This is a genomic window from Bowmanella pacifica (assembly GCF_014645355.1).
In the GTDB taxonomy this organism is placed as follows: domain Bacteria; phylum Pseudomonadota; class Gammaproteobacteria; order Enterobacterales; family Alteromonadaceae; genus Bowmanella; species Bowmanella pacifica.
In genome coordinates, this window is the sequence record NZ_BMLS01000001.1 from 1,173,460 (window position 1) to 1,199,067 (window position 25,608).

Here is a 25,608-nt window from a genome sequence, read left to right on the forward strand (position 1 = left end):
TGGCAAAGTGCTGACCTACGGCGGGTTAGCCGCCCTTGGCGTGGTGGCCTATAAAGCCTATGGCAACTGGCAGAAAAACCAGCAAGGGGTGGCACAACATGAACCGCAAACCATTGACCGTTTGCCGCCCCCGCAAGCCGAGCAACATGGCCGGGCGATTCTGGCGGCGGTGATTGCCGCGGCGAAAGCCGATGGCCATATTGATGATCGTGAACGCGAACTTATCGACCAGGAAGTGGCCAAGTTTACCCGTGATCAGGCCTTTATTCAGTGGGTGGATGCGCAAATCAAAGCGCCCTTGGACCCTGCTCAAATAGCGGCGCTGGCCAGCTCAGAAGAACTGGCCGCGGAAATGTACCTGGCCAGCGTGCTGGTGGTAGATGAAGAAAGCTACATGGAACGCAGTTATTTAGAAGAACTGGTGCGCCAGTTACGTTTGTCTCCCAGTCTGGTGGACGAACTTAAGCGCCAGGCCCGCGAAGCCGAGCAACTTTGTCAGTAATAGCAAAGCCAAATCAGTTTATAAGTGGGCTGTATTCAGCAGCCCACAAACATTCCCTTTAAATCAGCGCCACATCCAACAGTTCAGCCAGCTTGGCCCGCTCGTCAGCAAGTTCCAAATAAGGCCTAAGGTTAGCGATAAGCGCGCGCAACAAGGTGGTATTGGGTGGTTCAGCGGCCATTTGCTGTTCAATTAAATCCAGCGTTTGACTAACCAAGGATTGTTCTTCACCGTCCAGACTCACACATTTACTGCGCATTTGGGTGAGTAATCTTTTCAACTGCGTGTCCTTGCCACCCGGTACCGCTTCCAGCACAAAACTACTTTCATCCAACACAGGCGGCCTATTCTCTTCCAGCAGCCCAATAAGTGTCCAACGTGCCGAGCGAGCAATAAATGCGGCACAATTGAAGTGCGAGTACGCCATATTATCCAGCAAAATCAGCATGGCAAATTCCTGGATCTGACCATTGATCATCGTCAGCAAATCATAGCGCCAGGGTGTACATTCTTGCCCCAGTGCCCTTTCCAATATCGCTAACTGAACCTGGTAAATATCGGTGCGACAATCCTGTACTACTTGCAGTAAGCCATTTTCCATGACCATTGAGTCATCTGTCATCCAGGCCTGCTGAAATGCGCGCTCTTCTTCCACCTGACAAAGTTGTTTAACAACAAAGGCTTCCAGTAGCGCCAAACCCTTGATTTCACTGTTATTCAGCAGCTGCTCTGCCTCTTGCTGGCTGCGCTCGAAGGACTGAATAAACAAGGCCCGCACAATCTCAGCTTTGTTTTTGAAATAGGAATACACCGAGCCTTTTGCAATGCCGGCTGCGTCAGCAATCTGGGCAATAGTTGTGCCTTTAATCCCCTGTTCGACAAAGAGTTTGTCCGCCACTTGCAGAATCAGGGTGCGCTTATCAGTCATAGTCTGTCCTCCGAGAGGCAATCTAACACAATGCCATTGACCATCAAGTCATTTGACAATGACCAAATGGTCAATTAGTCTTTTGACCATAAAGTCAAAAAGAGGTTAACTATGCCTGACTCAATGCCGAAATCTGTATTGGGCTTTTCCCGCCCTTACCTGCCAAGCAAGCGCGCTTTTTCAGGCCTTATGGCACTTACACTGTTAGCTACATTGTTTGAATTAGGCATTCCTTTGATTGCCCGCGAGCTAATTGACCGTTTAAGCATTGGCCGCATTGACCAATTAGTCATGACCATTTTAGCGATAGCGGTCATTGTCGCCGCCGTGGCAGAATATTTTGCTGCAGTGCATGCCAGCAAGATGGGGCTGAGTACAGTACAAAGGCTACGCTTTCGCCTGATTGGCCATCTGGTCAACGTGCAAACTATCAAGTTACATGACCAGCATAGTAGCGAACTGGCTGCCCAGGTGATGACCGATACCGATGAACTAAAAGATATTTTCAGCAGTGATCTGGCGGCTCTAATTGGTGGTGTATTGTCTTTTGTTGCCGTCATTGCGTTGCTGCTGTGGATGAAATGGCGGCTAACCCTGGTGCTACTCGGTTGCCTGTTGATTGGGGCTCTGTTAATTACTCCTATCGCTTTGTCCATGTCGTCGCTGAACAAACAAATACTGCAACAGCATGCCGAGCTGACTCGCCAGTGCACTGAGTGGTTTCGCCATCATGAACTGGTCAAAGTCTATGGCGCAACCCCACAGGTCGAAGAGCAGGCTCAGGCCGCTCTGGATCGTTATTACCAGCTTGCCCTTCGAGAAGCGCGAGCGCTGGCGTTGATCGGCCCCATCAGCAATATGATGCTAATGACCAGCATGATTGCACTGATAGCGACCTCGGCCTATTGGATTGCCGAAGGTACGCTAAGCATGGGCACTTTTACCGCCTTCTTACTCTACTTGTTCGGCCTGACATTTCCGCTCATCGGTATGGGCATGTTCTTTGCCAACTACCAAAAGGCAAATGGTGCAGCCGAACGTTTGCATGCCCTGGCCAACTTACCCACAGAAAATGTGCAGCCAGGCTCAGCGGCTTCACGTATCCGCACCCTGCGCGTCGAGGAGGCCGGGCTGCAGTTGGGCGAGCAACAAATACTGCAGAATCTGACCTTGCCGGATATGCAAAGAGGGCTAGTACTGGTTAGCGGTGCAAGCGGCAGCGGTAAAACCAGTTTGCTGCGTACCTTACTGGGTTTGTATCCTCTCACCCATGGCCAGATTTATATTAACAACCAGCCGCTTAGCCTTACACAACTAGGAAGCTGGCGACACCGTATGGCTTGGGTTGAACAGGAGCCGGCATTATTCCAGGCGACGGTACGCGACAACTTATGTTTGGGAAAAACACAGGTTGATGACGCCGAGGTAATACAGGTGCTGCATAAGGTGGGGCTGGCTGCCTGGCTGGAACGCATTGGTGGTAATTTGGATATGCTGATAACAGAGCAGAACCACCAACTGTCTGGCGGCGAGAAACAGCGATTTGCCCTGGCCAGAGCCTTAGTTCGCCCATTTGACATGCTGTTACTGGATGAGCCCACCTCAGCGCTTGATACAAAAAATGCTCAGCAAATGATGAGCACCCTTACTGACCTGGCCCAGGATAAGCTGGTGTTGATGATAAGCCATGATCACTCGTTGTTTAGCCATGCGGACCAGATTGTGCAGCTTGAAAACGACAAACTGGTAAGTATTCAGCCTAAGCACGCCCATTCGGCCTAACCAATGCCCCGAGCAGTCGCCGCTTGGTTGCGGCGGCAAGCTCGGGTAGTATGCGCAGCAAAATCTAAAAAAGTGCGCTAAAAATTGAAGCAGTTCAGTCGTTTATTGCTGGGGCTCTGGCTGGTTTGTGGTGTGGTTTGGGCAAACCAACCGGTAAAACTATCCAGTTCCGGCCTATGTCATACCTCCGAAAGCCGGTTCTACCAACGTACCAAAAATTTCACCGCCTACACCGACCTTAAGGCCTGCCTTGCTGCCGGGGGCGAGCTTCCTGCTTCGGCCACTGTCAGTCAGGCAAAAGCGGATGATAGTGGGCAAGATTATGATCGCAGTGACTGGCCACATTGGGTGGACAGCGATGGTGACTGCCAAAATACCCGGGCCGAGGCCTTAATTGCCGCCTCACAAATCGAAGTGAATTTTGATGACGGCGAAACCTGCCGGGTCATAATGGGTACCTGGTTGGATCCCTTCTCCGGTGAGGTGCTGTCGTCGGCTGGCGATATCGATGTGGATCATATCGTGCCGCTGAAGTGGGCCAATGCCCATGGCGGTGCTAGCTGGCATCGTGATATGAAACGCCAGTTCGCCAATGATATGGATAATCTGTTGGCGGTCAGCAACAGCCTTAACCGCGCCAAAGGGGCCCAAGGGCCGGATCAATGGCTACCGCCCAATCAGGCGTATCAGTGCGAATATATTCAGCGCTTTGACGGCATAGTGCAAAAGTACCAGCTTGTGTATCAGGCCAGCGAACAAGCCTTTATCCAGGCACAACTGACCAACTGTTCACAGCGTGCGCCAGCAAAAGCCGTTGCGCCTTAAGTATCAATATCTGCCATACCAGCGCGGACATTCACCCCAAGCAATGCGATAATTCCGCGCGAATCAATGTACAGGCGGCCCAAGCCGCCTGAATCAGCGGGCGTTATTAGTGCAAAGCAAACAACAGGTAATTATTGTAGGAGCCGGGCCAGCCGGTTTGATGGCAGCCGAACAGCTTAGCTTGGCCGGCTATCAAGTACGGGTTTACGACGCCAAGCCCAGCGCCTGTCGCAAGTTTCTGCTGGCCGGCACCAGCGGCATGAACATCACCCATTCCGAGCCTTATGGCGAGTTTATTCAGCGTTACTACGACAAAGCTGCCTGGCTGGACGGTGCGTTGCGCCAGTTTGATGCCGATGCCCTGCGTAATTGGTGCCAGGGACTGGGAGTCAGCACTTTTGTTGGCAGCTCCGGGCGGGTATTTACCGAACAAATGAAAGCCGCGCCTTTAGTACGTAACTGGCTTAAACGTTTACGTGCTGCCGGGGTGGAGTTTTATATGCGCCATCGTTTGGTGGCCATACAAGGTACCCGCCTGGAACTTGATCACAATGGAGAAACCATTCGCACCCAGGCCGATGCAGTCTTGCTGGCGCTGGGCGGTGCCAGCTGGCCCAAGCTGGGATCCGACGGTTTATGGCAGTCCATGCTGGCTGAGCAACAGATTGAGCAGGCCCCGCTGCGCGCCGCCAATTGCGGCATGCTATGTGACTGGAGTGAGCATCTTAAACAACAGCATGCCGGCAGCCCGCTGAAAAATGTGCGGTTTAAGGTACAAGCTAATGGTCAACGCATAGAAAAACACGGTGAGTGCGTAATAAGCCAAACCGGCATGGAAGGCAGCCTGGTATACGCCTTTTCCCGTTACCTGCGCGAGCAGTTGGAAGAGTGTGGTCAGGCGCAACTGCATATAGACCTGCTACCCGATCAAAACCTGGCCCAGCTTAGCCAAAAGCTCGCCAAAAAACGCAGTAAAGAGTCCTTTGCCAAATACCTGAAGCGCAGCGCTGGTCTAAGCGGGGTAAAGGCAGCCTTGTTATATGAATGCCAGCCTCACCCGCAGCAGCTAGAACCCGCGCAACTGGCGGCTTGTATTAAAGCCCTGCCGGTGCAGTTTTATGCCACCAAGCCGGTAGACGAGGCGATTTCCAGCGCCGGCGGAGTGTGCCAGCACAGTGTGGATGCAAAGCTGATGCTGAACAACCTGCCCGGGGTATTCTGCGCTGGAGAAATGCTGGATTGGGAAGCCCCCACCGGCGGCTATCTGCTAACCGCCTGTTTTGCCACCGGCCACTTAGCCGCACAAGGAATAGCGCGGTATCTGTCAGGCGACCCAACCACTTAAACAGTTAAAGGCGCAACGACCTGGGCTATCTGATCGGCCAGCGTTTCAATACATGCCGAAAGCGCCACAACCAGGGCAGGGTAGCCATCGGCCTGCAATGACTCGCTGATATAAAAGGCCACAGGTTGGGTGGCTGGTTTATCCACGCCGCTAAGCACCCATTCACCGGCCAATACCGCTTTACCCCGGTAATCCCCATAAAACTCGTTGATCTTAACACTTAGCCGAGGGGCGGCATTGGTCGCACCACGCAGGGTTGTCGCCGATGTGACCTCAACCGGCAGAGCCTGACCATTAAGCTCCTGCATCAACTTGCGGGAAAACTGTATGCGCACATCCTCCTCCCAAACATGCTGTTGCGCTTCCACCAGGCTATGGTTGGCCTTTTGATAAACAATCCCCAGGCCAGCCATGGGCAATGGCATCTTTGGCAGCTCTACCACCAGCCCAGTAGCCATTTTGCCCGCCGTATCCGGCGCAACATTACTGAGCAGGGAATAACTGGTAATGGGCATAGGCGGGCTACTACAGGCCCCCAGTAAAGACAAAATAGCCAACAATAATAGTAAAAGCAGTCTTTTCATCTTAATCACCTTGCTTTGGCAGCGGATCTTGCTGACCGCTATAGCCGAATATCAGCGCATTGGGCTGCTCATTTAACTTACGAAGCAAGGACTGCAGGTCTTTTGTCGCCTGATTCATCTGCGCCATTGTGCTTTCTGAGTGCTGATACAAAGCAGAGTCAGGTGAAAATCCGCCCAGGGTATCGCGCAAGCTCATCAGGGTTTGCTGCAATTCGGCCGGCAAACTTTGCGCAGCAGGACTAGCCAAGGTGTCATTTAACTGCTGCGCCACTTGCGAGAAGCTGTCAGCCGCACCTTGTGCGCTTTCCATGGTGCGGGTAAAGGCATTCAGCGCTGTGTCCAAAGGCAGGGCGTTGGCTTTTTTCACCAACTCACTGACCTGCTTTTGGATCTCACCTACACCACCGGCGGTGGTTGGAAACACCGGATAGCCGGTGTATTGAGCCTGCTGATAAGCCTCGTCATCCTGAAAACTGATATCGATAAACAGTGCCCCGGTCAACAGATTGCCGGTCGACAACGTTCCGCGCAGGCCGGCGGCAAATTCGCTCTCAAACATGCCGGCCAGGGCGTCCAGTGAGGTAGCGGTTTCATTGTCAAAAATCCGCCCCAGATCAATTTTTACCAGCACCGGGATTTGCTTTTGGTTGAAGCCGCCTTCCGATTGCAACAGCCCCAAAGGTACCTTACTGACAGAGCCAATCTTAATGCCCCGATATTCAACCGGCGCCCCCGGCGCCAACCCCCTTACCGACTCATCAAATAGCATCACATAGTCCAGGCTCTTTTCGAACAACTGCTCCTGCACTTGTGCCAGGCTGTCATACAAGGGGTAATGGTTGACCGAAGCACCATGAGCTGATGTGGCAACACCGTCCGGTACCCGGAAGCTGACACCGCCACTGATTAAGGTTTCCAGCGAGCCGATATTGACATCCACCCCCGCCGACGACAGGGTCATATCAATACCTGAGGTCAGCCAGAATCTGGACTCGGGCTTCAACAAACTGTCGTAGGGCTCAAAAATAAACAAGCCATACTCGGCCTTGCGGACCTCAGTATTAAAGCTGACCTTCTCCACCCGGCCCACGGTAAAACCTTCATAAAGCACCGGATCACCAACTTTTAGCTTGCCGGCTTCGGCATGGGTCAGGCTAACGCGTTTACCAGCCGCCAGCGCCGATATGGGCGGCACGTCATGCACCACAAACTCACTTTTAGTTTGTGCGCTTTTGCCCGGTTGCAGCTCAATGTAAGCACCGGACAGCAAGGTATCCAAGCCGGATACTCCTTCGGTACCGATGCGGGGCTTCACCACCCACAATTGGGCATCTTCGCTGAGCATACGCGCTGCTTCGGGGGTCATTTTGGCAGTGGCGACAATGGCATCGTAATGTTCACTCAGCGCAATATCGCTAATCACTCCCAGTTTAACGTTACGTGCTTTTATCGCGGTTTTCCCTACCTCTATTCCTTCCGCGGTTGTTAAGTGCAGAGTGACAGTCGGCCCCTGGCTCTGGCTGTAGCTAAATAGCATCCAGCCGCCCAGCAAGACGGCGATAAAAGGGATCAGCCATACCCAGGACAGGCTGCGTAGCGGCTTGATCTTGGCTTGTGGCAAAGAGGATTGTTCAGGCATGGTGATTCTCAGTAACAAAAGAAGTAGAAGGCGCAGCAACCGGCTGGGTCTGCCGCCATAGAGATTTTGGGTCAAAAATATTGGCCGAGATCATTGTCAGGATCACAACCAGGGCAAAATACAATGCTGCCGGACCGGGGCTGATAGCCATGACTTCATTTAGCTGGATCAGGGCCACCAGCAGGGCAACGACAAAGATATCGATCATTGACCAGCGGCCAATAAACTCGGTGATACGGTACAAAGTGGTGTTCTTGAACGAGGCTGCCGCAGAGGGCGTTCTGGCATGCTGGGCATGCCAATAAACAGTGCACAGGGCCAGAATCTTTGCGATGGGAATAATCACACTGACCAGAAAGATCACTGCCGCCACCGGATAAGACCCCAGTTTCCACAACAAGGCCACACCACTGATGATAGTAGAGGCTTCGGTCTGGCCCATACTGGTGGTATTCATCATCGGCAGCAGATTGGCCGGCAGGTAAAGCAGCGCCGCCGTCATCAACAAGGCCCAGGCGGTTTGCAACTTTTTGTCCGTGTTGGCATTTTTAATCCGAGTGCCACAGCGCACGCAAGCTTGCTGATCACCACGCTTTATATTCACCTGAGAACATACGTGGCAGCCCACCGCCTGAGATGCCGACACATCGGCAACAGAGGCATCAATCGCTACCCTGTCCACCAGCTTATCCCACAACCACACATAGTCCACCAGGCTTAGAAACTTCACCAGCAGTAAGGTATAAAGACAGAATGTCCAGAATGACCAACCAAAGCCCACCTCGGCCAGGGCCATAATTTTCACCAGCGCCACCAGTATGCCGATCAGAAATACATCCACCATCAACCAGGGCTGGATATGTGACAGAAAACGGCACAAGCGCCGATACAGGGCCACCGACACCCCTGCGGGTTTCAACCTGGCAGCCAAATACAGCGCCATCAGGCTGAAAACATACACCACCGGCAGTACCACCACGGACAGCACCAGTAGCACAGACAAAAAACTGTGCTGAAACACATGCATCCCAAACGCGGTATCCAGCAGACTGATTTCCTGCGTTAAGCCTTGCGCGTTAAACGACATAAAAGGAAACAGCAGGCTTAGCAGCAGGCACACCAAACAAGCCACGCCATAGGCCCAAACCTGTTGCGTAGGCGAATGGGTAACAGTCAGTAGCCCATGGTCGCAGCGTGGGCAATGGGCTTTGCCCTTACCGGCTAACTGGGGCATACGCAGAACCAAGCCACATTCCTCGCAGCTAAGCAGGTGTTGGTTTGGCTGATGATGACTCAACATCGGCTACCTCTTATTATGTCCGCGCCCCGGTTAAGGGCCGCCGATGCCATGTCCACACTGGGACTGACGCCAATAGACAAGGTGGAGAAAACGTCCCCCGCCTTCTGACGGGGGCCATCGAATCAGCGCGATTAAGGCGCCGGCACAGGAGTGACTGACCAGTTGCCACCCAACGCCTTATGCAGCAGCACAACATTAGTGGCAGTGTTCAAACGCGCCACCACTTCGGCGTCTTGCAGTTGGTTTTTCTGGCGCTGGGCATCTAATACCGCCAGGTGATTAACCAATCCGGCCCGATACAGTGCAGTGGCTTTATCCACCGCGCTTTGCGCCTGGTTATTGGCTTCGGTCATATGCTGGTGGTACTGCTGACCGTTGGCGTAGGCCTTCAGGGCCGTTTCCACTTCATTGATGGCGGCATTGACGGTGTTCTGATAGTTCAGTACCGCTTCGTTAAAACCAGCTTGTTGCATTTTCAGCAGCGCCTCGGTCCGGCCCCCATCAAACAAATTCCAACTGAAGCCCGCACCCAATACCCAGGAACTGGAATCTGCTTCAAACAAGTCACCAAAGTCACCCGCTACCAAGCTAGGTGCGCCGGTCAGAAAGAAGCTGGGGTACTGGCTGGCAATGGCCGCGCCGACTTGCTGGTTTTGCGCCGCCACAGTGCGCTCGGCCATGGCGATATCCGGGCGACGGGTCAGCAGTTCTGAGGGTAAACCGGTAGGCACCAGCGCATTCATGGCCGGCAGGGGCAAGGGTGAAAAGCGCCCTTGAGTTTGAGCAATATTCTCTCCCAGTAAAATGGCCAGACGATTCAGGTGTACGCTTTTAGCTGTTTCCAACATGGGTAAACTTGAGCGGGTGGTCGCCAGCGCCGCTTTGGCGTTTGCTACATCCAGCTCGGAGCCGTAACCATGTCGGGTCAGGGACTCCACCAGTTGCAGGGTTTGCTGCTGTTCCTGAATATTCACCCGCGCAATGGCAATGCGCTCTTCTGCCCCCCGGTATTGCAGATAGTTATTGATCACCTCGGCAGTAATCAGCGTATTGGTGGCATTTTTCATAATATTTGCCTGCTCCACCCCAATACTGGCGGCTTGGCTTAAGCTGTCGATGCGACCAAATAAATCCAGCTCCCAGCTGGCGTTCAGCCCCAGGGTAAAATCCTGCTGGTCTTTGCTCATCAGGCTCAGCTTGCCGCCACCGAGCATATCGGGCAGCGCCACACCGCTGACCACCTTGCCCATCATGGCCTCGTTTTGACTCAGACGAATATCGGCATAGCCACCGCTAACAGACAAGCTGGGCACTTTGAAAGAGGCCACCGACTGTTGATAAGCCTGAGCAGACTGAATCCGCTCACTGGCGATTTTCAGGGTGATATTCTGTTGCTGCGCCGCCTCTACCAGTTGGTTCAGCTCAGCATCCTCAAAGCTTGTCCACCAAGACTGACTGAAGGTGCTGCTTTGCTCAGTACCTTGTGCGCCGCTATGCATATAAACATCTGCCATGGCGACCTCAGGTAGCTGGTAATTGGGGGCCATAGAGCACCCGCTCAGCAACATTAAGCCGGCCAGGGCGGTGAGATTAAATTTACCCATGAGTTATCTCCTCTTTGATCCCGTGGTTTTGTGCGGATTGCTCCTGTTTGGCGTCTTTGGCAAAGAACAAGCAGTACAGGGCCGGCATAATGAAGAGTGAAAGCACTGAAGCTGCCGTCAGACCGCCAATAATAGTGGCCGCCATCTGATCAAAGAGTTTGTCGCTCAGCAGTGGGATCATGCCAAGGGCCGTGGTCAATGCCGCCATGGAAATGGCCATAGTGCGGTTAACGGTTGCCTCTTTAACGGCCTCTGCAATAGTGCGACCGTTTTTACGTTCCAGCTCAATCTGATCCATCAGTACGATGCCGTTTTTGATGATCATGCCGGATAAGCAAATCATCCCGACAATGCCCATAAAGCCAAAGGGTTTGTCCAGCAGCAGCAAGCTCCAGGTAATACCGATCCCGGCCAATGGCAGCGTAATAAAGATAATGATGGGCTGACGATACGCATTAAACATGGCCACCAGAATAATCAGCATCAAGATGGTGGCTTTAGGGTTTTGCTCCATCAAATCATCAATAGAACGCTTCTCGTCGTAATACTCGCCACCCCAGTGCATGCTGTACCCGGCTGGTAGCGCGATAGCCTCCAACTCAGGGGCCAACTGTTTACGCACATTGGCCACGGTGTCACCAGAAACACCTGCCTGAGCGGTTACCGCAGGCAAGCGGTTACGACGCCAGATACGGCTTTGCTCACCTTTGATCTCAAAATCATCCACGACTTGCCCAAGAGGCACGCTATGGTTACCCAACAAAGAACGCACCGAGATATTGTCCAGTTGCGCCAGCGAGGTATTGGCGGTGTGCAGTTTAATTGGGATCAGGTCGTCGTTTTGACGCAGGGTACCTATCTGCTGCCCTTCGGTGGCCCGGTTAATGGCCTGGGCAATATCCATACGGCTAACGCCGGCCAGACGAGCGGCTTCCTGATTAATTACCGGCACCAGCACTTTGCTTTCCTGACGCCAGTCATCACGCACATACTTGGTATGCGGGTTGGCACGCATCACCTCTTGTGCCTGGGCAGACAACTGCTTCAGCACTTTAGGATCGGCGCCCTCAAAACGTACCTCAATACTGAACTTGTCTTTGGTGGCCAGCTTTAAGTCTCTAAAGCGTGGTTCCGCATGGGGAAAGGTTTCTGCCAGCCATTGGTCGCCACGTGCTACCAACGGGGCAATATCGTCAAAACTGCGGGTATTGATCAGGATTTGTCCGTAACTGGGATCCAGCGGCTCGGGTTCCACAGTGACCGAGAAGCGCGGAGCACTTTCGCCAATATGGCTTGAAATACTGGCCACCTCGGGTTGGTTGAGCAACCAACGCTCCACTTGCTGCATATCCTCGGAAACATTTTCGATACGCCCGCCGTTAGGCAGCCAGTAGTCCAAGAATACTATGGGACGGTCGGAGCTGGGCATAAAGTTTACGCTCATCAACGGCGCCGCCAATGCGGTAACCAAAATCAGCGGGGCCACCATCAGAATGGCTTTTTTGGGGTTATCTACCGTCCAGTGCACCGCGTTACGATACAGAGTAGCGGCCTTACCCGGCGCTTTCTCGGCGTCCTCAGGGTTGGCGGGAATAAAGGCCCAGCACATCAGCGGCGTGATAACCATGGCCACAATCCAGGACAACAACAACGAGCTGCACAGCACTTGTACGATAGAGAGGGAGAATTCCGCCGAATCGGTCTGTGAAAACAATACCGGCGCGGTTCCCATGGCGGCAATAACGGTCGCGCCTAACAAGGGCCAGGCCATTTCCTGAATAGACTGAGCCACAGCGTCGGCACGGGCGATACCTTTGCGGACTTTGGCAATAAACAGGTCAACTATCACTATGGCATTGTCCACCAGCATACCCAGCGCCAGGATGAAGGAGCCCAGCGACACACGTTGCAGATCGACATTGGTCATATTCATATAGACCAGGGTAAAGAGGATAGTCAGCAGCAAACTGAAACCAACAATCACGGCGCTGCGCCAGCCCATAAAGATCAGCAGTACCGCTACGACAATCACAATACTTTCAATCAAATTAGCAACGAAGTTATTGATGGACTTCACCACCTCTTCGGGCTGATACGCCACAATGCCGACGCCCGCGCCGGTGGGAAGCTGCGCTTCAAAGTCGTTGAGCACGGCTTTAAGCTCATCGCCAATACTGACCACGTTAATGCCGGATTCCGGGCTGACCGCCAGGGTAATGGCCTGTTGGCCGTTAAAGCGGCTTTCGGTAAAGGCCGGCGTCTGATAGCCCAGATAAACCTCGGCCACATCCCCTAAGCGCACTGTACCTGCCCCTTGCTCCACGCCGTTCAGTCCGGTTTGGATCAGGAGGTTTTTAATATCGTCGATATGGCGGTACTGACCGCTTTGCTCAACCCGCAGATTTTCCATCCCCAGATCGAAGTCTCCGGCACTTACCGGCATATTCTGGCTGTTTAATTGCTCAATCAGCTGTGCCAGCGAAATATGGCTTTCGGCCAGGCGCTCATCTGAGATATCAATGTTGACCACTTGCTCGCGCACACCATGCAACTGCACTTTCTTTACGCCGTCCACGGCCTTGATACGGCGCTGTAGTTCACGGGCGTAATCTTTCAGATCATGCATGGGAATGTCGTCGCCATAGACAGAAAACAGCATGCCGTACACTTCGGAGAACTCATCCTGTACTACGCTGATCTGCGCCTGCGGCGGCAGTTCCAACTTCACATCCTGCACCTTACGGCGCAATAAATCCCACTGCTGTGGCAACTCTTCGGAGCTGTATTTCTCCTTTAGATCGACAAAAATCATCGAGCTGCCTGGTCGGGACAAGGAGCGCAATTTCCACAATGCCCCCATTTCCTGGATCTTGGTTTCCACTTTATCGGTCACCAGCAGTTCCACTTCTTTGGCGGTGGCACCGGGGTAAGAAGTAACGATGACGGCACTTTTTACCGTAAAGGTAGGGTCTTCCAGTTTGCCGAGGTCAAAATAGGAATACACACCGGCAATCATGCAGATCACGGTGAAAAAGGTGATAAAGGTCTTCTGCCTGAGCACAAAGGTGGACAAATTCATGACTTGGCCCCAACTTCACGCAGATGATTCAGGGTTTGACCTTCGCTGATAAAGGCACTGCCAGCGGTGACAATATAATCACCCATGCTGAGGTGACCACTGACACACAAGCTGTCCTGGCGCTGGTTCACTACCGTCACCGGTGTATGCCAGGCTTGCCCGGAGGCCACTTTTACCACCTGTGGCTGGCCAGCATGACTTTTTACCGCGCTGGCCGGCAAGCAGAAGGTAGGGCTTTGACTGGCAATACTCACCGACACATTTACCGCTTTACCTGGGAACAAAGACTCAGCATTCCCCTGCAATGCAAAGGTCACCGGGTAAGTGCGCTTTAACGCGTCCGGCAAGGTAGCAATGGCAGTGCTGACCGCCTTAACCGGCTGTGACTGCTGGAACCACTCTACACTGGCCTGCATGCCCGTATGAATAAGCGCTATCTGCTTGTCGGGTACATCCACCACCGCTTCCAGTTGGGCGGGCTGATGAATAGATAAAATCGGTGTATGGGGGGAGGTTTGCTCATATTCGTCGGCATAACGCTGACCAATCACACCATCAAAAGGGGCCTTAAGCTGACTGTAGGCCAGGGCATCCTGGGCCTTCTTAAGGGATTGCTGCAACATTTTCACCCCTGCCAGCGCCCGGGACTCAGCGCTGCTGGCGCGGTCCAGGTTAATGTCGGCAATGGCGCCATCGGCACTGGCCCGGTTGGTTCTTTGTAACTCTATAGCCGCCAGTTTGTGGGCCGCTTTGGCTTCCTCAAGACGGGCACTGAGTTCATTTACGTCCACCTGAAAATCATGGGGGTCCAAGCTGGCGATAATCTGGCCGGCTTTAACCTGCTCACCTTCCTTGACCAAAATCTTGTCGATGGTGCCCGGCACACGAAACGCCACATCAGCAGTTTGATGAGACTGTATGACACCACTAAAACGCAAGGTTTGCAGATTATCCTGCGCGGTTAGCTGAATAACATTGACCGGTCGGCTGTGGTTAAGCGGTAAGTCGGCGGTGGCATCTGCGCCGCAGCCTGCCAGTAAAATACTGAGTGCCAGTGTGGAGACACAGGTTTTAATCGGGAAAGTTGAGCGCATAGTGCAACCTTAATCATGTGAAATCATAAGGCGGCATTATAAAAAAATTACTAATTGGGATAATTAAGCAAAAAACACAAACACTGTCTCACTTTTCGTGACAATCATTGAATCTTTGCGACTTCTTCCAGCACGTAGTCGATAAACAAGCGGGCGGCATACGACAAGCCCTTACGGCTGGGATACACCAGCCATAAGTCATCCAGGGTCATTTCGTACTCGGGTAATAAATCAATAATTTCGCCGGTTTGCACAAAAGGTTTAGCCATCACCTCCGGCAATACGCCTATCCCGTCGCCCTGAAAGACCGCATGACGAATATAGTAAGAACTGTTGGCAATCAGACGACTGTCGACTTTTACACTGCCTTTGTTAAACACCCAGTTGTTCTCCAGGCGGCCATCGGTCCAGCGTAGCATCAGCAAAAAATGCTGTTGCAGATCCTCCAGTTTCTGCGGTCGTCCGTGTTTTTCCACATAACCCCGACTGGCATACATTTTACGTTTAAAGGGCGTAATTGGGCGGGCGATAAAGGAGCTGTCATCAATACTGCCAATATGCACACAGGCGTCTAGCCCGTAATTTAAGATGTCGTGATAGCCCATGCCGCTCAGATGCGTTTCCAGGCGAATATTGGGGTACTTTTGCAAGAAGCTTTGCAGTATTTCGTGGATCAGTATGTCGGACTCATTCAGCAAACCAATTTTGATCTTGCCGCTGGGGCTGTGGCTATGTGTGCGAATGGCTTCGTGGGCCTGGTCCAACTGCGGAATAATGTTCTGCAAACTTTGGTAATACTCCAGCCCCGTGGGCGTCAAGGTCAGCCGGCGGGTGGTGCGGGTTAGCAGTTTTACATTTAATTGCTGCTCAAGCTCATTCACTCTTCTGCTGACATTGGAGCGCGGCAGATTCAGCGCATCAGCGGCACTGGAGAAGCCCCCCAATTCCACCACCAGCATAAAGAGTTTTAAGTCATCAATTTTCATACTGTCGCCCAAGCGTTCATTTGCTTTACACCACCTGGCCAGCCACCCAGCCGCTGCTCCAGGCCCATTGGAAGTTGTAACCGCCCAACCAGCCGGTAACGTCCATAACTTCGCCGATAAAGTACAAACCCGGCACTTTTCTGGCTTCCATGGTTTTGGACGACAGCTCGTTGGTATCCACGCCCCCTAAGGTCACTTCGGCGGTGCGGTAGCCTTCGGTGCCGTTGGGTTTCAGTGCCCATTCTTCAAAGGCTACGGCCACCTGCTCAAGCTGTTTACCCTGATATTGCTTAAGTGGCTTATTGCTGAGCTGAAAATACTCAATGGCCACCTGCACGAAACGTTTAGGATAGAGCTTGGCCAGGGCGGTACTGAGCTGCGCATCAGGATGGGCGGTTTGTTCTGCTTGCAGCCACTCATGCAGGTTTTGCTGCGGCGATAAATTAAATTGCACCGCCTGACCGGGGTGCCAGAAAGACGAGATCTGTAGCACCGCCGGACCTGACAGACCGCGGTGGGTAAACAGAATATTTTCCCTGAAACTGGTGTTTTCCACCTCCGCAGTGGAGTCCAAAGAGATACCACTCAGCTCGGCCAGCACCTGTTTATCCTGGTCATGCAGGGTAAAAGGTACCAGGCCTGCACGGGTGGGCAACACCTTTAAACCGAACTGCTCTGCCACCTTATAACCAAAAGGGCTGGCCCCCAGCTTGGGCATGGACAAACCGCCGGTGGCAATCACCAGCGACTGACAAGCAAACTCACCCTGACTGGTCTGTAGTACAAAGCCCTGCTCGGTTTTATCTATTTGCCCCACCTCAACAGGGTGACGCACTTGTACGTTGGCCTTGTCGCATTCGCGCATCAGCAGATTGAGGATATCTTTGGCTGAGTCATCGCAGAATAACTGGCCCAGGGTTTTCTCGTGGTAGGCAATACCATACTCGGCCACCAGGGCGATAAAATCCCACTGGGTATACTGACTTAAGGCTGACTTACAAAAATGCGGATTGGCCGACAGGTAGTTTTCTGCCGAGGCATACATATTGGTGAAGTTACAACGCCCACCGCCGGACATTAAAATCTTGCCGCCGATGCGTTTGGCATGATCCAGCACCATCACCGAGCGGCCACGCTGACCGGCCTGCGCCGCACAAAACAACCCGGCCGCACCGGCACCGATGACAATCACATCCAGCTTCAACAAAGCAGTTCTCCAGCCCGCAGGCATAAGCGCAAAAACCGCGCGAGTATAGCGAATTTGCGCCTGTGTTGCGTAGCAAAAATCCCCTGAGACTGGCCGATATCAGCTGGCCTCCTTGCTCCGCAAACAACAGCAAAACATCTGCCAATTAAAAGAAAGGGCGCTTAATGCGCCCTTTGCCAAGATTAAAGCTGTTCGAGCATCGTTTGGGCATCACTCACTTCAAACATGCCTGGTGCTTCCAGATTAAGTTTTTCTACCACACCGTCGACCACTAGCATGGAATAACGCTGGGAGCGCACACCACCAAAGGCGCCGGTGTCTTTGTCCAGACCCAGGGCTTTAGTAAAGCTGGCGTCGCCGTCACCTAACATCAACAATTCCTCAGCGTTCTGGCTTTTACCCCAGGCTTCCATCACAAAGGCATCGTTCACTGATACACAAATAATGCTGTCGACACCTTTGGCCTGTAGCTTATCGGCCAGCGCCACATAGCCCGGCAGGTGAGAATTGGAACAGGTAGGCGTAAAAGCACCCGGCACCGCAAAAAGTATCACTTTCTTGCCGTTAAACAGCTCGCTGTTACCAAGCTGTTTAGTTTCGCCATTTGCGCGTAAGCTCAGGCTGACCTGAGGTAGAGATTGACCTTGTTGAATCATTGCAGTTCCTGACAGATAAAGGTGAGCAGAGTATTTATCAAGTTGTCGCCAAGATCACCTAGTAAGATATCAGCCTGCTATAAGAATTCGATATAAGAACACCATATCACCTGCAGGCTATAGCCATTTATCCTCTATAACCCGGCACTTATGGCGTTCCCATAAAATAGACATTTCATACAAAATGCGAAATAGGTAAGCTGCCTGCCTCTTCCTCAAACGCCCAGGCGTCCATGCAAGTTCGGGAACCCTGGTTATGGCTGATGGCCATGACCTGTATTTTCTTCTGGGGTGGCAACTTTAATGCCGCCGAAGCGTTAGCAGGCGAGGTGTCGGCCCTGACTGCCGCGGCCGAGCGCTTTCTGATTGCCGCCATAATTCTGCTAGCACTGAGATTAGGGCAAGGCAAGCGGGAGTCTGCGCTGAGTCAGCATCAGATTGTGTGGCTTGTTGTGCTGGGTGTCATCGGCGTGTTTGGTTTTAACTACGCATTTTTTCTTGGTTTACAACAAACCTCGGCACTCAATGGTGCCCTGATTATGGCAGCCAGCCCGCTGGTAACCAATATCCTTTCGGCCTGGCTACTGAAAACCAGAATCACTTTGCTCAACGCCCTTGGGATAATGATTGGCCTGGTAGGGGTCAGCCTGGTGATCACCGGAAATGAGTGGCAAAACCTACGTATCGCGCCCGGCGATCTGTATATGGTGCTGGCTTGTCTATGTATGTGCAGTTTTACTGTGCTAAGTAAAAAGCATGCCGCCCACGTTCCGCCTATGCAGTTAACCCGTTGGACCATAGTGGTAGGCACAGGGCTGCTTTGTCTGTTCGCTTTATTGATTGAACAGCCATTACAGCAGCTGCCGACTATCAGCCTGAAGAGCCATATTTTGCTAATTTACATGGGCGTATTCGGCACTTTTGTGGCCTATGCATGCTGGATGAAAGCCTTGCAGGGTATCGCCCCCGGCCGCTTGTCTCTGTGTTTTAACTTTGTACCGATTTTCACCCTGCTAATAGGCTTAGCGACGGGCCATTATCCTAACGCGGCTCAGCTATTGGGCATGTTGCTGGTGATTAGCGGTGTGTTACTGGGGAGTGGTTTGATTAAAAAGCGCGCCGCTGTGGTTCGCCAGCCTGCCAACTAAACAGCCATCAGAGCAGATTAACGCAGATAAATATCGAAGCGGTTGGCCTTGCCCTGCATCTCCAAAGAAGGTTTTTGATTGTTCAGATATGGCGCACCGGACGGGCGCTTCACCACCACGCGCTTTTTAGCCAAACACAGAGCTGGCGCCAGCAGCGCATCGGCGTCAAGGTCCGGCCCGAGCAGCAACTGGAATAAACGCATTTCCTTTTTCACCAGGGCAGCTTTTTTCCGGTGCGGGAACATAGGATCCAGATACACCACATCAGGCACCTCAGCTTGCCAGGCACTTAAGGTATCCAACGCCGAGGCCGGTAACAATTTTAACCGCTGTGGCAACCACTGGCTAAGCTCAGGGTCATTGGCCGCGCGCTGCAGGCCATCGTCCAGTAGCGCCGCCACCGCATTAACCCGCTCCAGCATAGTTACCTGACACCCAAGGCTGGCCAGAATAAAGGCATCACGACCCAGGCCAGCGGTGGCATCCAGCACTTGCGGTCTAAACCCAGGTTTAATACCCACAGCTTTGGCCACGGCTTCATTTTTACCGCCACCATGCTGACGTCGCCAGGCCATGGCGTCACTGGCAAAATCCACCTGCACCGTACCCATTTTTAGATCGTCCAGGGTTTTTAGGTGCAAACCCTGCGCATCCAGCCACAGCACCAAACCACTGTCTGCCTGCTCGGCAAAATCAAGCTGCCAGCGCTCGGCCAGCAATTTGGCCTGGGCAACAAATTCCGGCTCGGCGGCAAGAATGGAAATAACCGTCATCAGGCGTGTCCGTAGTCTTCCCGGTGCGCCAACCAGCGATTAATAATCGCCTGGGCCTTGGCCGGGTAATGCTGCCAAAGTTGATTGGCCAGCTGTTGAACCTGGGGGATCAGATGCGCATCACGCACCAGATCGGCAATTTTCAGGTCGGCCAGGCCAGTTTGCTTGGTGCCAAGCAGTTCACCCGGTCCGCGTATTTCCAGGTCGCGCTGGGCAATATAAAACCCATCGTTGCTTTCACGCAGTACCGCCAGGCGCTTACTGGCAGTTTTCGACAAGGGCGATTGGTACATCAATACACAATGGCTTTCCACCGAGCCGCGCCCCACCCGACCGCGCAGCTGGTGCAATTGCGCCAGCCCCAATCGCTCTGGGTTTTCGATAATCATCAAACTGGCATTGGGCACATCCACCCCCACTTCAATCACTGTGGTGGCCACCAGCAAGTCCAGCTCGCCGTCTTTAAAGGCCTGCATCACTGCCTGTTTCTCGGCGGCTTTCAGGCGGCCATGCACCAGCGCCACCCGCAGTTCAGGCAAGGCCATGGCTAAGGCCTGGGCGGTATCTTCGGCGGCCTGACATTGCAAGACCTCCGATTCTTCAATCAAAGTACAGACCCAATACACCTGACGGCCTTCGGTTTGACAGGCCTGACGCACCCGGTATACCACTTCATCACGGCGGCTGTCCGGGATCACCACGGTTTTCACCGGCGTGCGCCCTGGTGGCAACTCGTCGATAACCGAAGTATCCAAATCGGCGTAGGCAGTCATGGCCAAAGTACGGGGAATGGGGGTGGCGGTCATAATCAACTGATGCGGCGCCATCCCCTGGTGCTGGCCTTTTTCCCGCAATGCCAGGCGCTGATGTACGCCGAATCTGTGCTGCTCGTCGATAATCACTAAGGCAAGATGATGGAAATTCACGCTTTGCTGGAAAATCGCATGGGTGCCCACCAACATTTTAATCTCGCCACTTTGCAAACGTTCCAGCTGCGCTTCACGGGCTTTACCTTTCAACTTGCCAGCCAGCCAGCCCACTTCAATGCCCAAAGGCTCAAGCCACTGGCGGAAGTTATTGGCGTGCTGCTCGGCCAAAAGTTCGGTGGGTGCCATCAGCGCTACCTGATAGCCATTGCCTATAGCGGTTAACGCCGCCAAGGCCGCCACCAGGGTTTTACCCGAGCCAACATCCCCTTGCACCAGACGCATCATGGGGCAGGGCTTGAGTAAGTCGTGCTGAATTTCTTCCACTACCCGGCGCTGTGCGTTGGTAGGCGAAAAAGGCAAGCTGCCGAGAAACTGCTCCAGCAAGGCAAAATCCGGTTTAAGCGACAACGCCAGCTGGCTATCGCTGTTCTGCCTGAGCTTAAGGACGCTAAGGTGGTGGGCTAGTAACTCTTCCAGAATCAGCCGCTGCTGGGCCGGATGTTCGCCGTTTTCCAGCAGCGCCAGACTGACATCAGGGCCGGGCCGGTGTACCAGCATCAGGGCCTGTTCCAGGCTGATTTGATTATTGTACATACCATCAGGCAGCAGCTCTGCCAGGCCGCCTTTTTGTAACAAGGCCAGGGCCTGGTCAGTAAGGCTGCGCAAACTTAGCTGCTTAAGCCCTTCGGTAGTGGGATAAATCGGTGTGTAAGCGTCTTCAACCGGCTGGTCAAGGCTGTCGTCACGCTGCACCCGGTATTCCGGATGCATCATTTCCAGACCGTATTTGCCGCGTCTGACCTCGCCAAAACAACGAATGCTCAGACCGGGTTTAAGGGCTTCACGCTGGGCCGCGTTAAAATGAAAGAACCTCAGGGTCAGGCTGCCACTGGCGTCTTTAACCCTGACCGTGAGCATGCGCTTTTTACCAAACTGAATATCGCTGGACTGGATCTCGGCCTCTATGCTGGCGTGGATCTGCGGCATCAAATCCGCAATAGCATAAATACGGGTGCGGTCTTCGTAGCGCAGCGGCAAATGAAACAGCAAATCCTGCACTGTCACTAAGCCAAGCTTTTCCAGCCTTTCCGCGACCTTGCTCCCTACCCCTTTAAGTTCGGTTACTTTCCGATATGCCAGTGACTGCATCCATCATGATTTTATCGCCAGTTTGGCGGCATGATACATCAACTGCGGGTCGACTCGTACCTTGTAGTTAGGATTCACATACTGAAATTGAATTAACCCGTCTTTATCCAGCACATAAGCCGCTGGTACAGGCAACACAATGCGATCACTGCCAGGTAGGGTGGGGAAGGTATTGCCTTTCCAATCGCGATACTTTGCCGCAATCTCATCCGGCAGATAAAACGCCAGCCCAAAGGCACGAATAGCCTCAAGATTGGGGTCAGACAACAGCTTGACCTGATAGTCAGTATCAAATTTTTGCTCGTTTAGGCGTTCGGGTGAATCCGGCGACACCGCCAGCAACTGATAACCCAGGGCGGTAAACTGTTTCTCCACCGGCTGAAAACCCGCTAACTGGGCATTGCAATAAGGGCACCAGCCACCACGATAAAACAGCAGCACTGTTGGCTTGCTGGCCACCAGCTCTCGCAGGTTTACCGCTTCACCTTGGGCGGTTTTAAGGGTGACATCTGGGATCTGCTGACCATTTAGAAGTGGGGTGACATTCTCGGGGCTGTCAGCCACTTGACTGCGATCAAGAGCATATAAGGGACTGGCAAGCAGCAGCAGAATAAGGGCCAAAGGTCGAATCAACATAATGGAGGGTTCCGTTTTTAACTAAGACCCTCAATTGACCTTGGATGGGGCGGCTTTCTTTCAAAAGCCGTATTGAATGCGGTTTTAGCCAGCCTGACCAGACTCAGCCATTTTACGTTGCCAGCCGGTGCGAATGCTGATCTCTTCTTCCAGTTCCACCCGACCATCCTGCTGCATCACCTGCCACCACTGCTCATCAGCCTGAATCTGCCCTTCATCGTCAATATGCGGGTAGTCCAGTCCTTTTAAGCGGCTCATATAGGCCAGCTTGGGATAGCCGCCTTCAAATAGAATGCGCTGACATTCCGTTTCGTCCAGTCGGGGCTGTTCAAACATACCGGCCTGCTGACGCTGACGCTGTGCTTCATAAAGGATAAGTGAGCCGGCCACTGAGACATTCAGTGACTGCACCATACCCAGCATAGGGATAATGATTTCCTGATCTGCCGCAGCGATGGCTTCATCACTGGCCCCGGTGCGTTCCTGACCAAAGAGTATGGCGGTTGGTTTGGTGTAATCCACCTCACGAAAATCCACGGCTTTGTCAGACAGATGGGTGACCAGTACCTGCATCCCCTGGCCTTTAAAATGCGCCAGAGCATCAGCCGTGGTTTTGTGTGAGTGCAACTTTAACCAGTTTTGGCTACCCACCGCCGTACCTCGCCGGATCTGATGCTTAGTGGCCCAGATAGCGTGCAGGTGGTGAACACCGGTGGCGTCGCAGTTTCTCATCATGGCCGCCAGATTATGCGGCTTGTGAACCTTCTCCAGGCACACGGCCAGGTCAGGTTGGCGCAGCCCCAGCATATGGCGGATGCGCCGATAACGATTCGGAGTCACAGGCCTGCCTTACTCCGGCAGTTCCATTACGCCGTCGATTTCGATCTGTGAGCCTTTGGGCAGTTCTTTTACGCCAATGGCGGCACGGGCAGGATAGGGCTGCTTAAAGTACTGGCTCATGATCTCGTTAACCTTGGCAAAGTTTGACAGGTCAATCAGGAAAATATTGACCTTGGTCAGATCGTTAGTGCTACCGCCAGCGGCTTCACACACGGCCTTCACGTTTTCAAACACCTGACGTGCCTGGGCTTCAAAATCCTCGGAAACCATTTCCATGGTTTCAGGTACCAGTGGAATCTGGCCTGACAGGTAAACGGTAGTGCCAGATTTAACCGCCTGGCTGTAAGTACCAATAGCTTTGGGGGCCCGGTCTGTGTGAATAACGGACTTAGACATAAAAACTTCCTTAGGAATTTTGTTTTGATTGGCTATGACGAGAGACTTTTTGCACTTCCGGCATGGTGCGAATTTTACGCATGATATTTGCCAGATGGATGCGGTTGCTTGTCGTAAGCTCCAAATCAATATAGTAAATGTTACTTTCTTTTTCTTCTGTCTGCAGGCTGATGACATCGGCATCGGCTGCAGCAATGGCATTGGTTAGTTTTGCCAGGGTCCCCTGACGGTTGACCAGTTCAACCCGAACCGATGCCTTAAATTCACCCTGGGCATCTGCTTCCCAGTTCATTGGCAACACCCTGTGGGGTTCTTCCTTCGCCAGTTTGCGAATGTTACGGCACCCGCTCTGGTGAATCACCATGCCCCTGCCTGGGCTGAGGATGGCGATAATATCGTCCCCTGGGATGGGATGGCAACAACGGCCGTAACTCACCAACAAACCTTCGGTGCCTTTAATTGCGACTTTACTGCGGCTGCGGTCTGTGGCCTCCGGGTCGTTATCACCCAGTAAACGGCGCGCCACAATAGCCGACAACTCGTTACCCAGACCAATATCTGCCAGTAGTGAATAGAAATTATCGTGCTTAGTTTCTTTCACTACTCTGTCGATATCCGCCTCGGGAATATCATCTAGTTTCACGCTACCCAGGGCATGGCGCAGTAGCCGGCCGCCCATGTTAATGGCCTCTTCGGAGCGCTGCTTCTTAAGATACTGACGAATATAAGAACGGGCCTTGGCACTCACCACAAAGTTCAGCCAACTGGCATTAGGCTTGGCGCGCGGCGAGGTAATAATCTCCACCGACTGGCCATTTTCCAGCGGTCGGTTTAACGAGTAATTGCGTCTGTCTACCCGCACACCTACACAGGAGTTACCAATATCGGAATGCACCGCGTAGGCAAAATCCACCGCTGTGGCACCCATGGGCAATTCGATAATGCGACCGTCTGGGGTAAACACATAGATCTCTTCAGGGAACAGATCGGTTTTAACATTCTCGATAAATTCTACCGAGGAACTGGCACTGTGTTGCAGTTCCAGCAACGACTGCATCCATTTTCTGGCCCTGACTTGGGCAGTGGTGCCACGGGTATCCCCCGGCTCTTTATACAACCAGTGGGCGGCTACGCCTTTGTCGGCCATATGATCCATTTCCAGGGTACGGATCTGGATTTCCACCGGAATACCATGCGGGCCCACCAGCGAGGTATGCAACGACTGGTAGCCATTGGTACGGGGAATGGCAATATAATCTTTAAAGCGCCCTTCTATGGGCTTATACAACCCGTGCATTGAGCCTAAAGCCCGATAGCAGCTGTCGATGCTTTCCACGATCAGGCGGAAGGCATAAATGTCCATTACCTCATTGAACAACAACTCTTTGTTCTTCATCTTGCGGTATATGGAATAAAGGTGCTTTTCACGACCTTTGACTTCAGCGTACAGGCCACTTTCCTGCAGACGGGATTCAATCTCGCCCTGGGTGTTTTCGATAATTTCTTTGCGGTTGCCGCGCGCTTGTTTAACCGCCGACTTCAAGGCACGGTAACGCATCGGATACATGGCCTGAAAACCAAGATCTTCCAACTCGTTTTTAATATCGTGAATACCCAGTCGGTGGGCGATTGGCGCGTAAATTTCCAGGGTTTCCAGGGCAATACGGCGGCGTTTATCCGGACGCAATGAACCCAGGGTGCGCATATTGTGAGTGCGATCGGCCAGCTTAATCAGTATGACCCGAATGTCCTGAGTCATGGCCATAAGCATTTTGCGGAAATTCTCGGCCTGGGCTTCTTTTTTGCTGCGAAACTGGATCTTATCCAGCTTACTTACCCCTTCCACCAGATCGGCCACCGCCTCACCAAAGTGCTCAATAAGATCCGGTTTGGAAATGGGGGTATCTTCGATGGTGTCGTGCAATAACGCCGACATCAGGGTTTCGTGATCCAAGCGCATATCGGCCAGGATACCGGCAACCGCCACAGGGTGGGTGATATAAGGGTCGCCACTTGAGCGCATTTGCCCATCGTGCGCGTCCCGCGCGACCACGTAGGCGCGCTGTATATCTGACACCTGCTCAACAGGCAGATACTCGGAGACTTTTAGCTTCAGTCCTTCAAACAGATACACGTTGTTTCAAATCAGCTGCAGGGTTTGTGAATAGAATACGGAGATTTTGGCGTGAAGCCAATGACGGAACGT

General features: G+C 52.9%; 21 protein-coding genes. 5 read left to right on the forward strand and 16 right to left on the reverse strand.

Annotation, left to right across the window (positions count from 1 at the left end; genetic code table 11):
• The first annotated feature begins 7 nt into the window (after positions 1-7).
• Positions 8-502, forward strand: coding sequence for a tellurite resistance TerB family protein (locus IEX02_RS04865; RefSeq protein WP_229702058.1), 495 nt, complete (start codon positions 8-10; stop codon positions 500-502).
• Between the two features lie 58 nt (positions 503-560).
• On the opposite strand, the gene IEX02_RS04870 is transcribed toward IEX02_RS04865, so the two are convergent.
• Complete coding sequence (locus tag IEX02_RS04870) at positions 561-1,430, reverse strand: TetR/AcrR family transcriptional regulator (protein ID WP_188691044.1); 870 nt, start codon at positions 1,428-1,430, stop codon at positions 561-563.
• A 111-nt stretch (positions 1,431-1,541) separates the two neighbouring features.
• Between IEX02_RS04870 and IEX02_RS04875 the strand changes: the two genes are divergently transcribed.
• The 3 genes from IEX02_RS04875 (at position 1,542) to IEX02_RS04885 (ending at position 5,382) form a co-directional block, all read left to right on the forward strand.
• Entirely contained in the window at positions 1,542-3,212 is a 1,671-nt protein-coding gene (locus IEX02_RS04875; protein WP_188691045.1) for an ABC transporter ATP-binding protein, read from the forward strand.
• Between the two features lie 84 nt (positions 3,213-3,296).
• A complete protein-coding gene (locus IEX02_RS04880; RefSeq protein WP_188691048.1) occupies positions 3,297-4,037 on the forward strand; it encodes an HNH endonuclease family protein in 741 nt (246 codons plus the stop codon).
• Positions 4,038-4,146: 109 nt separating this feature from the next.
• Positions 4,147-5,382 (forward strand): TIGR03862 family flavoprotein, encoded by a 1,236-nt coding sequence (locus IEX02_RS04885; protein ID WP_229702059.1) that lies wholly within the window; start codon positions 4,147-4,149, stop codon positions 5,380-5,382.
• Here the strand turns inward: IEX02_RS04885 and IEX02_RS04890 are convergent.
• The 9 genes from IEX02_RS04890 to IEX02_RS04930 form a co-directional block, all read right to left on the reverse strand.
• Entirely contained in the window at positions 5,379-5,966 is a 588-nt protein-coding gene (locus IEX02_RS04890) for a PqiC family protein (protein WP_188691050.1), read from the reverse strand. The genes IEX02_RS04885 and IEX02_RS04890 overlap by 4 nt on opposite strands.
• A gap of 1 nt (position 5,967) precedes the next feature.
• The gene (gene pqiB, locus IEX02_RS04895) at positions 5,968-7,605 is read right to left on the reverse strand and encodes an intermembrane transport protein PqiB (RefSeq protein WP_188691053.1); all 1,638 of its coding nucleotides are present in this window, start codon (positions 7,603-7,605) and stop codon (positions 5,968-5,970) included.
• Positions 7,598-8,905, reverse strand: coding sequence for a paraquat-inducible protein A (locus IEX02_RS04900; RefSeq protein ID WP_188691055.1), 1,308 nt, complete (start codon positions 8,903-8,905; stop codon positions 7,598-7,600). Before IEX02_RS04900 ends, pqiB begins: the two co-directional genes overlap by 8 nt.
• A 131-nt stretch (positions 8,906-9,036) precedes the next feature.
• A complete protein-coding gene (locus IEX02_RS04905; protein WP_188691057.1) occupies positions 9,037-10,509 on the reverse strand; it encodes an efflux transporter outer membrane subunit in 1,473 nt (490 codons plus the stop codon).
• Positions 10,502-13,588: an efflux RND transporter permease subunit gene (locus IEX02_RS04910; protein ID WP_188691060.1), complete on the reverse strand. Its 3,087-nt coding sequence runs from the start codon at positions 13,586-13,588 to the stop codon at positions 10,502-10,504. The genes IEX02_RS04905 and IEX02_RS04910 overlap by 8 nt, the downstream gene beginning before the upstream one ends.
• Positions 13,585-14,682, reverse strand: a complete 1,098-nt coding sequence (locus IEX02_RS04915) for an efflux RND transporter periplasmic adaptor subunit (RefSeq protein WP_188691062.1) — start codon at positions 14,680-14,682, stop codon at positions 13,585-13,587. The genes IEX02_RS04910 and IEX02_RS04915 overlap by 4 nt, the downstream gene beginning before the upstream one ends.
• A gap of 104 nt (positions 14,683-14,786) precedes the next feature.
• Positions 14,787-15,668, reverse strand: a complete 882-nt coding sequence (locus IEX02_RS04920) for a LysR family transcriptional regulator (protein ID WP_188691064.1) — start codon at positions 15,666-15,668, stop codon at positions 14,787-14,789.
• Positions 15,669-15,693: 25 nt separating this feature from the next.
• Positions 15,694-16,875 carry a BaiN/RdsA family NAD(P)/FAD-dependent oxidoreductase gene (locus IEX02_RS04925; protein ID WP_188691067.1) on the reverse strand — a complete coding sequence of 394 codons (1,182 nt, stop codon included), beginning with the start codon at positions 16,873-16,875 and terminating at the stop codon, positions 15,694-15,696.
• A gap of 182 nt (positions 16,876-17,057) precedes the next feature.
• Positions 17,058-17,531 carry a peroxiredoxin gene (locus IEX02_RS04930; protein WP_188691070.1) on the reverse strand — a complete coding sequence of 158 codons (474 nt, stop codon included), beginning with the start codon at positions 17,529-17,531 and terminating at the stop codon, positions 17,058-17,060.
• 233 nt (positions 17,532-17,764) lie between these two features.
• Between IEX02_RS04930 and IEX02_RS04935 the strand changes: the two genes are divergently transcribed.
• Entirely contained in the window at positions 17,765-18,679 is a 915-nt protein-coding gene (locus IEX02_RS04935; protein WP_188691073.1) for a DMT family transporter, read from the forward strand.
• A gap of 17 nt (positions 18,680-18,696) precedes the next feature.
• On the opposite strand, the gene IEX02_RS04940 is transcribed toward IEX02_RS04935, so the two are convergent.
• The 6 genes from IEX02_RS04940 to spoT all read right to left on the reverse strand — a co-directional run bounded on the left by IEX02_RS04940 (position 18,697) and on the right by spoT (position 25,536).
• On the reverse strand, positions 18,697-19,452 hold the full coding sequence (locus IEX02_RS04940; RefSeq protein ID WP_188691078.1) for a class I SAM-dependent methyltransferase: 756 nt from the start codon (positions 19,450-19,452) through the stop codon (positions 18,697-18,699).
• Complete coding sequence (gene recG, locus IEX02_RS04945) at positions 19,452-21,530, reverse strand: ATP-dependent DNA helicase RecG (protein ID WP_188691080.1); 2,079 nt, start codon at positions 21,528-21,530, stop codon at positions 19,452-19,454. Before recG ends, IEX02_RS04940 begins: the two co-directional genes overlap by 1 nt.
• Before the next feature lie 3 nt (positions 21,531-21,533).
• Entirely contained in the window at positions 21,534-22,166 is a 633-nt protein-coding gene (locus IEX02_RS04950) for a peroxiredoxin-like family protein (protein ID WP_188691083.1), read from the reverse strand.
• Positions 22,167-22,250: 84 nt separating this feature from the next.
• A complete protein-coding gene (gene trmH / locus IEX02_RS04955) occupies positions 22,251-23,006 on the reverse strand; it encodes a tRNA (guanosine(18)-2'-O)-methyltransferase TrmH (RefSeq protein ID WP_188691085.1) in 756 nt (251 codons plus the stop codon).
• 9 nt (positions 23,007-23,015) lie between these two features.
• Entirely contained in the window at positions 23,016-23,402 is a 387-nt protein-coding gene (gene ridA, locus IEX02_RS04960) for a deaminase RidA (RefSeq protein WP_188691088.1), read from the reverse strand.
• A 10-nt stretch (positions 23,403-23,412) separates the two neighbouring features.
• Positions 23,413-25,536 carry a bifunctional GTP diphosphokinase/guanosine-3',5'-bis pyrophosphate 3'-pyrophosphohydrolase gene (spoT, locus tag IEX02_RS04965; RefSeq protein WP_188691091.1) on the reverse strand — a complete coding sequence of 708 codons (2,124 nt, stop codon included), beginning with the start codon at positions 25,534-25,536 and terminating at the stop codon, positions 23,413-23,415.
• Positions 25,537-25,608 lie beyond the last annotated feature (72 nt).

Coding starts and splice junctions, on each gene's coding strand:
- IEX02_RS04935 (WP_188691073.1), top strand. CDS start 17,765: ATGCAAGTTCGGGAACCCTGGTTATGGCTGATGGCCATGACCTGTATT.
- IEX02_RS04915 (WP_188691062.1), bottom strand. CDS start 14,682: ATGCGCTCAACTTTCCCGATTAAAACCTGTGTCTCCACACTGGCACTC.
- IEX02_RS04890 (WP_188691050.1), bottom strand. CDS start 5,966: ATGAAAAGACTGCTTTTACTATTATTGTTGGCTATTTTGTCTTTACTG.
- pqiB (WP_188691053.1), bottom strand. CDS start 7,605: ATGCCTGAACAATCCTCTTTGCCACAAGCCAAGATCAAGCCGCTACGC.
- IEX02_RS04930 (WP_188691070.1), bottom strand. CDS start 17,531: ATGATTCAACAAGGTCAATCTCTACCTCAGGTCAGCCTGAGCTTACGC.
- ridA (WP_188691088.1), bottom strand. CDS start 23,402: ATGTCTAAGTCCGTTATTCACACAGACCGGGCCCCCAAAGCTATTGGT.
- IEX02_RS04940 (WP_188691078.1), bottom strand. CDS start 19,452: ATGACGGTTATTTCCATTCTTGCCGCCGAGCCGGAATTTGTTGCCCAG.
- IEX02_RS04905 (WP_188691057.1), bottom strand. CDS start 10,509: ATGGGTAAATTTAATCTCACCGCCCTGGCCGGCTTAATGTTGCTGAGC.
- IEX02_RS04950 (WP_188691083.1), bottom strand. CDS start 22,166: ATGTTGATTCGACCTTTGGCCCTTATTCTGCTGCTGCTTGCCAGTCCC.
- IEX02_RS04875 (WP_188691045.1), top strand. CDS start 1,542: ATGCCTGACTCAATGCCGAAATCTGTATTGGGCTTTTCCCGCCCTTAC.
- IEX02_RS04900 (WP_188691055.1), bottom strand. CDS start 8,905: ATGTTGAGTCATCATCAGCCAAACCAACACCTGCTTAGCTGCGAGGAA.
- IEX02_RS04910 (WP_188691060.1), bottom strand. CDS start 13,588: ATGAATTTGTCCACCTTTGTGCTCAGGCAGAAGACCTTTATCACCTTT.
- recG (WP_188691080.1), bottom strand. CDS start 21,530: ATGCAGTCACTGGCATATCGGAAAGTAACCGAACTTAAAGGGGTAGGG.
- IEX02_RS04870 (WP_188691044.1), bottom strand. CDS start 1,430: ATGACTGATAAGCGCACCCTGATTCTGCAAGTGGCGGACAAACTCTTT.
- IEX02_RS04920 (WP_188691064.1), bottom strand. CDS start 15,668: ATGAAAATTGATGACTTAAAACTCTTTATGCTGGTGGTGGAATTGGGG.